The organism is Amycolatopsis sp. NPDC000009 (genome assembly GCF_055563465.1).
In genome coordinates this window covers 77,695-84,173 of record NZ_JBVHDI010000030.1, presented here as the reverse complement: position 1 = coordinate 84,173, position 6,479 = coordinate 77,695, and the positions used below count along the sequence as shown (strand labels likewise).

6 protein-coding genes are annotated in these 6,479 nt (G+C 70.4%); 3 read left to right on the top strand and 3 right to left on the bottom strand.

Translation table 11 applies throughout. The features are described from left to right. Nucleotides 1-160 precede the first annotated feature (160 nt). The 3 genes from ACZ3HL_RS42075 to ACZ3HL_RS42065 form a co-directional block, all read right to left on the bottom strand. Entirely contained in the window at nt 161-1,102 is a 942-nt protein-coding gene (locus ACZ3HL_RS42075) for a S1C family serine protease (RefSeq protein ID WP_465418477.1), read from the bottom strand. 80 nt (nt 1,103-1,182) lie between these two features. Then, nucleotides 1,183-2,511, bottom strand: coding sequence for a M20 family metallopeptidase (locus tag ACZ3HL_RS42070; RefSeq protein ID WP_465537416.1), 1,329 nt, complete (start codon nt 2,509-2,511; stop codon nt 1,183-1,185). Next, nucleotides 2,508-3,278, bottom strand: coding sequence for a class I SAM-dependent methyltransferase (locus ACZ3HL_RS42065; RefSeq protein ID WP_465537414.1), 771 nt, complete (start codon nt 3,276-3,278; stop codon nt 2,508-2,510). The genes ACZ3HL_RS42070 and ACZ3HL_RS42065 overlap by 4 nt, the downstream gene beginning before the upstream one ends. Nucleotides 3,279-3,419: 141 nt before the next feature. On the opposite strand from ACZ3HL_RS42065, the gene ACZ3HL_RS42060 reads away from it, so the two are divergent. The 3 genes from ACZ3HL_RS42060 to ACZ3HL_RS42050 are packed head-to-tail and all read left to right on the top strand — an operon-like array spanning nt 3,420 to nt 6,395. Next, the gene (locus ACZ3HL_RS42060) at nt 3,420-4,361 is read left to right on the top strand and encodes a DNA-3-methyladenine glycosylase family protein (RefSeq protein ID WP_465537412.1); all 942 of its coding nucleotides are present in this window, start codon (nt 3,420-3,422) and stop codon (nt 4,359-4,361) included. A gap of 35 nt (nt 4,362-4,396) precedes the next feature. Next, nucleotides 4,397-5,110 carry a M50 family metallopeptidase gene (locus ACZ3HL_RS42055; RefSeq protein WP_465537411.1) on the top strand — a complete coding sequence of 238 codons (714 nt, stop codon included), beginning with the start codon at nt 4,397-4,399 and terminating at the stop codon, nt 5,108-5,110. A gap of 52 nt (nt 5,111-5,162) precedes the next feature. Continuing rightward, complete coding sequence (locus ACZ3HL_RS42050; RefSeq protein ID WP_465418488.1) at nt 5,163-6,395, top strand: aldehyde dehydrogenase family protein; 1,233 nt, start codon at nt 5,163-5,165, stop codon at nt 6,393-6,395. Nucleotides 6,396-6,479 lie beyond the last annotated feature (84 nt).

Below are 6,479 nucleotides of genomic sequence, written 5' to 3'. Positions count from 1 at the left end.
TCTCGCACAACCCAGGCCTCACGAGTGCTCACCCACCAGCAGCCACCACATCCAAGCCTGCCAAACCAGCCTGAACACAACCCATTAGGCCTCCTGGCAAGGAGGCCTTCACGGACAGTGCCTGCTGGGCCGCCCCCTGACAGCGGTCCAGACGGCGGGGTCAGCCGACGATCTGCTCGACGATCTTCTTCGCGTCGTTGATGGGGATCGCGAAACCGATGCCGATGCTGCCGGTCGAGGCCGGGTTGTACAGCGCCGAGTTGATGCCGATGACGTTCCCCTGCGCGTCCACCAGCGCCCCGCCCGAGTTGCCCTGGTTGATCGGGGCGTCGGTCTGGATCGCGGTGTAGCTCGGCCCGGCTTCGTTCGTGGTCCTGCTGTAGGGCGAGCGCCGCTCCTGGCCACTGCTCAGCTCGTCGAGCTTGCGGTTCAGCGCGCTCACGATCCCGGTGGTCACGGTGTTCTGCAGGCCGCCGGGCGAGCCGATCGCGACGACCTGCTGGCCGACGGCGAGCTTGCTCGAGTCGCCGAGCGAAGCCGGCGTCAGGCCGCTCGCGTCCTTCGCCTGGAGCACGGCGATATCGGCCTTCGTGTCGGCACCGACGACACTGGCCTTGTACTGCTTGCCGTCCGACAAAGTGACGGTCACGTCGCCCTCGGCGTCGGCGACGACGTGGGCGTTGGTGAGGATGCGCCCGTCCGCCGTCAGGATGACGCCGGAGCCGACCGCCTCACCCTGCGCGGTGGTCACGTTCACCTGGACGACACTCGGCGTCACCTTCGCGGCGACCCCGCTGACGTCACCCGAAGTGTTGTTCCCGACCAGTTGCCCGTTGGCGACCGCGGACGAACCCGTGCCCGACGCCGACGACGTGGAGCCGAGCCCTGAGATCGCAGCTCCACCGACACCGCCGACGAGCGCGGCGGCGAGCGCCGTCGCACTGACGAGGACGGCGACCCGGCCGCCCTTCTTGCGTGGTGGCGGGGTGACGAGTGGATTCGGCGCGGCCTGCCAAGGGGTGTACCCGGGGTACTGCTGCTGGTGCGGCGGCTGGTGCCCACCGGTTGAGGCGGGGCCTGGCCGACTCTCGTTCTCGGTCATGGAACAAGATTCGCGCCCGTACTTGTGAACCGCCTGTGGAATCCCCCTGTGCTTTCCTGAGAAGAATTACCTGAGAACGCTCAGTCGAAGAACGCCGGTACGTCCAAGGCTCCGCCCGACGCCTCGAACTCCTCGTGCACCGCTGCGCGGAGCTTCGCGTCGGCCAGGTAGTCGACGGCGGTGAGCGCCAGCCCCAGCGCGCCGTCGACGACCGCGCGATCGCCGTCCGGCGAACCGGCCGCGGCCGCGAACTCCTTGGTGTGCAAGGCGGTCGTCGGTCCGGCGATGGCGATCATCGGGTGGATCGCGGGCATCCGGTACGAGAGGTTGCCGAGATCGGTCGAACCGGTGAGGAATTCGGGCACGATCCCCGGCGGCAGCGGTTTACGGCCGGCGTCGACCTGGTGCACCGACCAGCGTCCGGCGAGGGTGGTGTTGAACCGGATCGGCAGATACGCGGGCTGGGCGTCCCATTTCAGTTCGACTCCGCAGCCGGTCATCTCCGCCGCGCCGCGCGCGATCGCCGCAACCCGCTCGGCGAGGTCGCGCAGCGTGTCCGGCTGCGCGGACCGGAGATAGAACAGCAGGGCCGCGCGTTCGGGGACGACGTTCGGCCGCGCGCCGCCGTCGGTGAAGACCCCGTGGACGCGGTCGCTGGAAGGCAGATGCTGCCGGAGCGCCGCGACTCCCTGGTACGCCGCGACGGCGGCGTCGAGCGCGTTCCGTCCCATGAACGGCTGAGCCGAGGCGTGCGCGCCGACCCCGTGGAACACCATTTCCAGCTGCCGCCTGCCGAGGAACGGGTGCATGGCGATGTCGTGGCTGAACGGGTGCAGCATGAGCACGGCGTCGACGTCGTCGAAAACGCCGGCGCGGGCCATCGTCTCCTTGCCGCCACCGCCTTCCTCCGCCGGTGTGCCGATCAGCGAGACCCGGCCGCCGAGGCGTTCGGCGACCGCCGCCGCGCCGAGGAAGCCGCCCGCGCCGGCGGTGCAGATGACGTTGTGCCCGCAGCCGTGTCCGAGCCCGGGAAGCGCGTCGTATTCGGAGAGAACCGCGATATGCGGGCCGCTGCCGGGGGTGGTCGCGACCAAGGCGGTGTCGAGCCCGCCCGCGCCGATCGTCACCTCGTGGCCGTGCCGTTGGAGCAGGTCGCCGAGCGCCCGGACCGAGCGGTGCTCGGCGAAACCCTCTTCGGGATGAGCGTGCAGGTCCTGGCTCAGCCCCACCAATTCCGCCTTCAGCGCGCGGATCCCGGCGCTGACGGCGTCTCGCGTGGCGGCGTCGGCGCCGTCATGCGGCGATCCGAGGGGTTCGGCCGCGGCGACGGCGTCCGCGGTCGCGTCGACCAGCGAGCGAAGGTAGCCGTCGTCGGGAGGAATCGGCGAAGCGTGCTCAGAGCGGATCATTTCCGGATGTTAACTCCTAGCTTGCCCGTGACGATCTGCGTGACACCGGAGTACCGCTCGTCGACGTGGTCGAAACCGCGCCGGAACAGCTTCGCCGCGATCTCGCCGCGGTCGAACATCCGCTGCCCGCTCAGCCTGCCGAGGACGGTGTCCGCCAGCCGCATCGGCTGCTCGCCGTGCCGGGCACTGGTCAGCACCACCAGCGAGCCGCCCGGTTTCAGCACACGGGCGAACGAATCCAGTGCCGCGTCCGGATCGGCGAACATGTGCAGCGCGGCGAAACAGCAGACGGCGTCCACAGTGGAATCGTCGAGTGGCAGGTCGACGGCATCGGCGCGCAGGTAGGCCACCGAAGGGGGATTGGGCGCGGCGAGGGCCTTCTCCAGCATGTAGACCGAACCGTCGAGCCCGATGGACAGCCCGTCCGGCCCGACCGCTTCGCCGAAGGCACGGGTGAACCTGCCGGTACCGCAGGCGACGTCCAGCGCGACCTTCCCCGGGCCGAGGCCGAGCGCTTCGAGCGCGATCCGGACCTCGTCCGCCATGCTCGGGCCGTTCAGTCCTTTCGCGACCCTGCCCAGCGCCGGGCGCCAGTACCGCTCGTAGATCATCGGCACGGCGGAGGTGCGCATCAGCCGCTGGGCGAGCCCGGTCGGCGGCCCCGCCTGCGGGATTTCCCCCAGCAGGTCAAGGAAACCCTTGCCGTCGGCGGCGGGCGTGGTGCCCGGACGCAGCAGGCTCCTCAGACGTTCGCGATGGTCCGGCATGGCTGCTCCCTTCACGGTCCTCACCGGAGAATCTGCCATGACCGGCCCATTCGCGACATTCCCGCCGCCGCGACCCGAAACTGTCGGTGGCCCTCTCTAACGTCGGAGGGAGTCGCCGTTCCCCAGCCGAAGGAGCCCGAAATGACCGGCTCGATCCTGCAGCACCCCGCCACGACCACGCTTCGCATCCCGGTGCGTGGCCCGTTCGACCTCGACAAGTCCATCCGTTTCCTGACCGATTTCCCGCCCGCGTGCCGCGCGGACGCCGCCGCCGAACCCGGCACCCTGCGCTTCGCCTTTCCCGCCGAAGCGGGCTGGGCGCACGTCGGCGCGGCCGTCAGACAGAGATCGCCCGGCTCGATCGAGGTGGAGGTCTTCGCCGAGGAGGGCCTCGCCGTCGAAGTCGGCGCCCAGGTCCGGCGGATCCTGTCGGTGGACGTCGACGGTGTCGGCTTCGCCAAGATCGGCACGGCGGATCCCGTGGTGCGCCGCCTCCAGCAAACGCACCCCGGGCTGCGGCCGGTGCTGTTCCATTCGCCCTATGAAGCGGCCTGCTGGGCGATCCTGAGCCACCGGGCGCGGATGTCCCAGGCGGCCACGGTGAAACGAAGGCTCGCCGAGGAGTTCGGCAGGCCGGTGGACGTCGGAGGGAAGGTCCTCAGGTCGTTCCCGGCGCCGGACGTCCTGGCCGGGCTGGAGGCCGGGCGCGCCCTGCCGGAGGTGAAGGCCGAGCGGTTGCGCGCGGTGGCCAACGCCGCCAAAGACGGTCTGCTCGACGCCGCGTACCTGCGCGCGATGCCGGTGCCGGACGCGTTGCGCTGGTTGCAGCGCTTGCCGGGGATCGGCCCGTTCTCGGCACAGCTGATCCTGATCCGGGGCGCCGGGCATCCGGACGTCTTCCCCGGCGGCGAGCCCCGGTTGCAGGAGGCCATGCGGGCCGCGTACGACCTGCCGCTGGCGCCACCCGAGGAGCTGGAGGAGCTGTCCGCGGTGTGGCGGCCGTTCCGCAGCTGGGTGGCTTTCGCCCTGCGCAACGACGGGGAGTTTCGCACGCGGGGGATCGGAGGTTCGATGACCGCCTGACACGGGACATATCCGGCCTGTGGTGAGCTGGTGAGGTGAGCTCGTCTCCCGCCGAAACGGTTTCCGACATCGCCCAGTCCACCCCGCCCGGCACGATCACCCTGGTCACCGGTGGTCTCGCGCTGCTCGTGGTGCTCTCAGGCAGGCCTTGGCGGATCGCCCGCAACCTGATCACGCTCGTCCACGAGGCGGGTCACGCGCTGGCGGCCGTGCTGGTCGGCCGTCGGCTGCAGGGCATCAAGCTGCACTCGGACACCTCCGGCGTCACGGTCTCCCGTGGCAAACCGGAGGGCCCGGGGATGGCGTTCACCGCGCTGGCCGGGTACCCGGCGGCCGCGGTGCTCGGGCTGGTGTTCGCGGGGCTGCTCTCGTCGAACCTGATCACCGTCGTGCTGATCGTGATGGCCCTGATGCTGCTGGGTGTGCTGGTGATGGTGCGCAACACCTACGGCGTGTTCACCGTGGTCGCCACCTCGGTGGTGCTCGGGCTGGTCGCGCTGGTGGCGCCGTCGTGGTTCCAGGCGATCTTCGTCTACCTGCTGACCTGGTTCCTGCTGTTCGGCGGTGTCCGGCCGGTGGTCGAGCTCCAGATCAAACGACGCCGGGGAGCGGCGCGGGATTCCGACGCCGATCAGCTCGGCAGGCTCACCGGGATGCCCGCGGTGCTGTGGGTGCTGGTGATGGCGGTGCTGACGGTGAGCTGTCTCTTCGCGGGCGGGTTGTGGCTGCTGGAGCCGACCGTCGCCTGACCGGGGCGGTACGGCAGACTGATGGCTCGTTCCGCGCGGAAGGAGTCAGCAGATGGATGAGGTCGCCAAGGCCGTCGAGGAATGCGCTCGATCGGCGAAACGGGCCGCGCCGTCACTGGCCGCCGCCACCGCGGAGGCGATCGACGCCGCGCTGAACGCCATGGCTGGCAAGCTGGTCGAGCACGCCGACGTCGTGCTCGAGGCGAACCAGGCCGACATCGCCAAGGCGCGCGAGGACGGCATGAGCGCGGGCCTGCTCGACAGGCTCACCATCACCCCCGAGCGGCTGACCGGCATGGCCGAACAGCTCCGTCTCCTGGCGGGAGCGCCGCATCAGGAGCGCTCCGTCGACGTGTCCACTTTGGACGGAGGGCTGCGACTGGTGGAACGCCGCCGTCCGGTCGGCGTGATCGGCGCGAACTACGAGGCGCGCCCGAACGTCACGGTGGACGTCGCCTCACAGCTGGTGAAGTCGCGCAACGGTGGCGTGCTCCGCACGGGTTCCGCCGCGCTCGGCTCGGCCCAGCGCCTGCGCGAGACCGTGATCGCGCCCGCGCTCTCCGAGGCGGGTATCGATCCGGATGTCATCCAGCTGGTGCCGCGAGCCGAGCGTGAAGCGGCCTCCGCGCTGGTGCGGTTCCCCGCGCTCGTTCCGCTGGTCATCCTGCGCGGCAGCGGTGACAGCACCAGGGCGCTGGCCACCGAGGCGGCCGTCCACGGCGTCCGCACGCTGGCGCACGCCGATGGCGGCGGCGTGCTGTACGTCGACGAAGCGGCCGACACCGACAAGGTGCGCGACCTGGTCTTCAACAGCCTCGACCGGCTCGGCGTCTGCAACCGGCTGAACCTGCTGCTGATCCACGAGAGCGCGCACGATCGCGTCTGGCCCGGCATCTCCGGCGCGCTGGCCGAGCGCGGCGTCACGCCCTCGCTCGCCCCGCACGAGCACGCCATCGGCTACGAATGGGCGCTCGACTCCGACCGTGAAGCGACCGTCACTGTCGCGAAGGTCTCTGGCCTGCCCGAAGCGGCGGAGATCGCCAACGAACGGACCTCGGGCCTGGCCGCCGGCATCGCGACCGAAAGCAGCGAAGCGGCCGACGCGTTCTTCGACGCGTACACCGGCACCGGTGTCTTCTGGAACGCCCCGACCCGGCTGCTCGACGGCTTCAAGCTCCTCGCCGTCCCCGAGACCGGCATCAACCTGGACAAGGTCCCTGGCCCGCGCGGCCCGGTCACCTACACCGATCTCTACGTGCGGCAGTACGCCGTGCTGCCCGCCTGACCTCACGACCCTGGCGTGAAGCGAGAGCTTCGCGTGATCAGACGGACGACACGCGTGACTGGATGGACGACACGCGTCGGCGGC

What these genes read in the sequence shown, in the direction of transcription:
- ACZ3HL_RS42075 (WP_465418477.1), bottom strand. Translation starts at nt 1,102, where the DNA reads ATGACCGAGAACGAGAGTCGGCCAGGCCCCGCCTCAACCGGTGGGCAC.
- ACZ3HL_RS42070 (WP_465537416.1), bottom strand. Translation starts at nt 2,511, where the DNA reads ATGATCCGCTCTGAGCACGCTTCGCCGATTCCTCCCGACGACGGCTAC.
- ACZ3HL_RS42065 (WP_465537414.1), bottom strand. Translation starts at nt 3,278, where the DNA reads ATGCCGGACCATCGCGAACGTCTGAGGAGCCTGCTGCGTCCGGGCACC.
- ACZ3HL_RS42060 (WP_465537412.1), top strand. Translation starts at nt 3,420, where the DNA reads ATGACCGGCTCGATCCTGCAGCACCCCGCCACGACCACGCTTCGCATC.
- ACZ3HL_RS42050 (WP_465418488.1), top strand. Translation starts at nt 5,163, where the DNA reads ATGGATGAGGTCGCCAAGGCCGTCGAGGAATGCGCTCGATCGGCGAAA.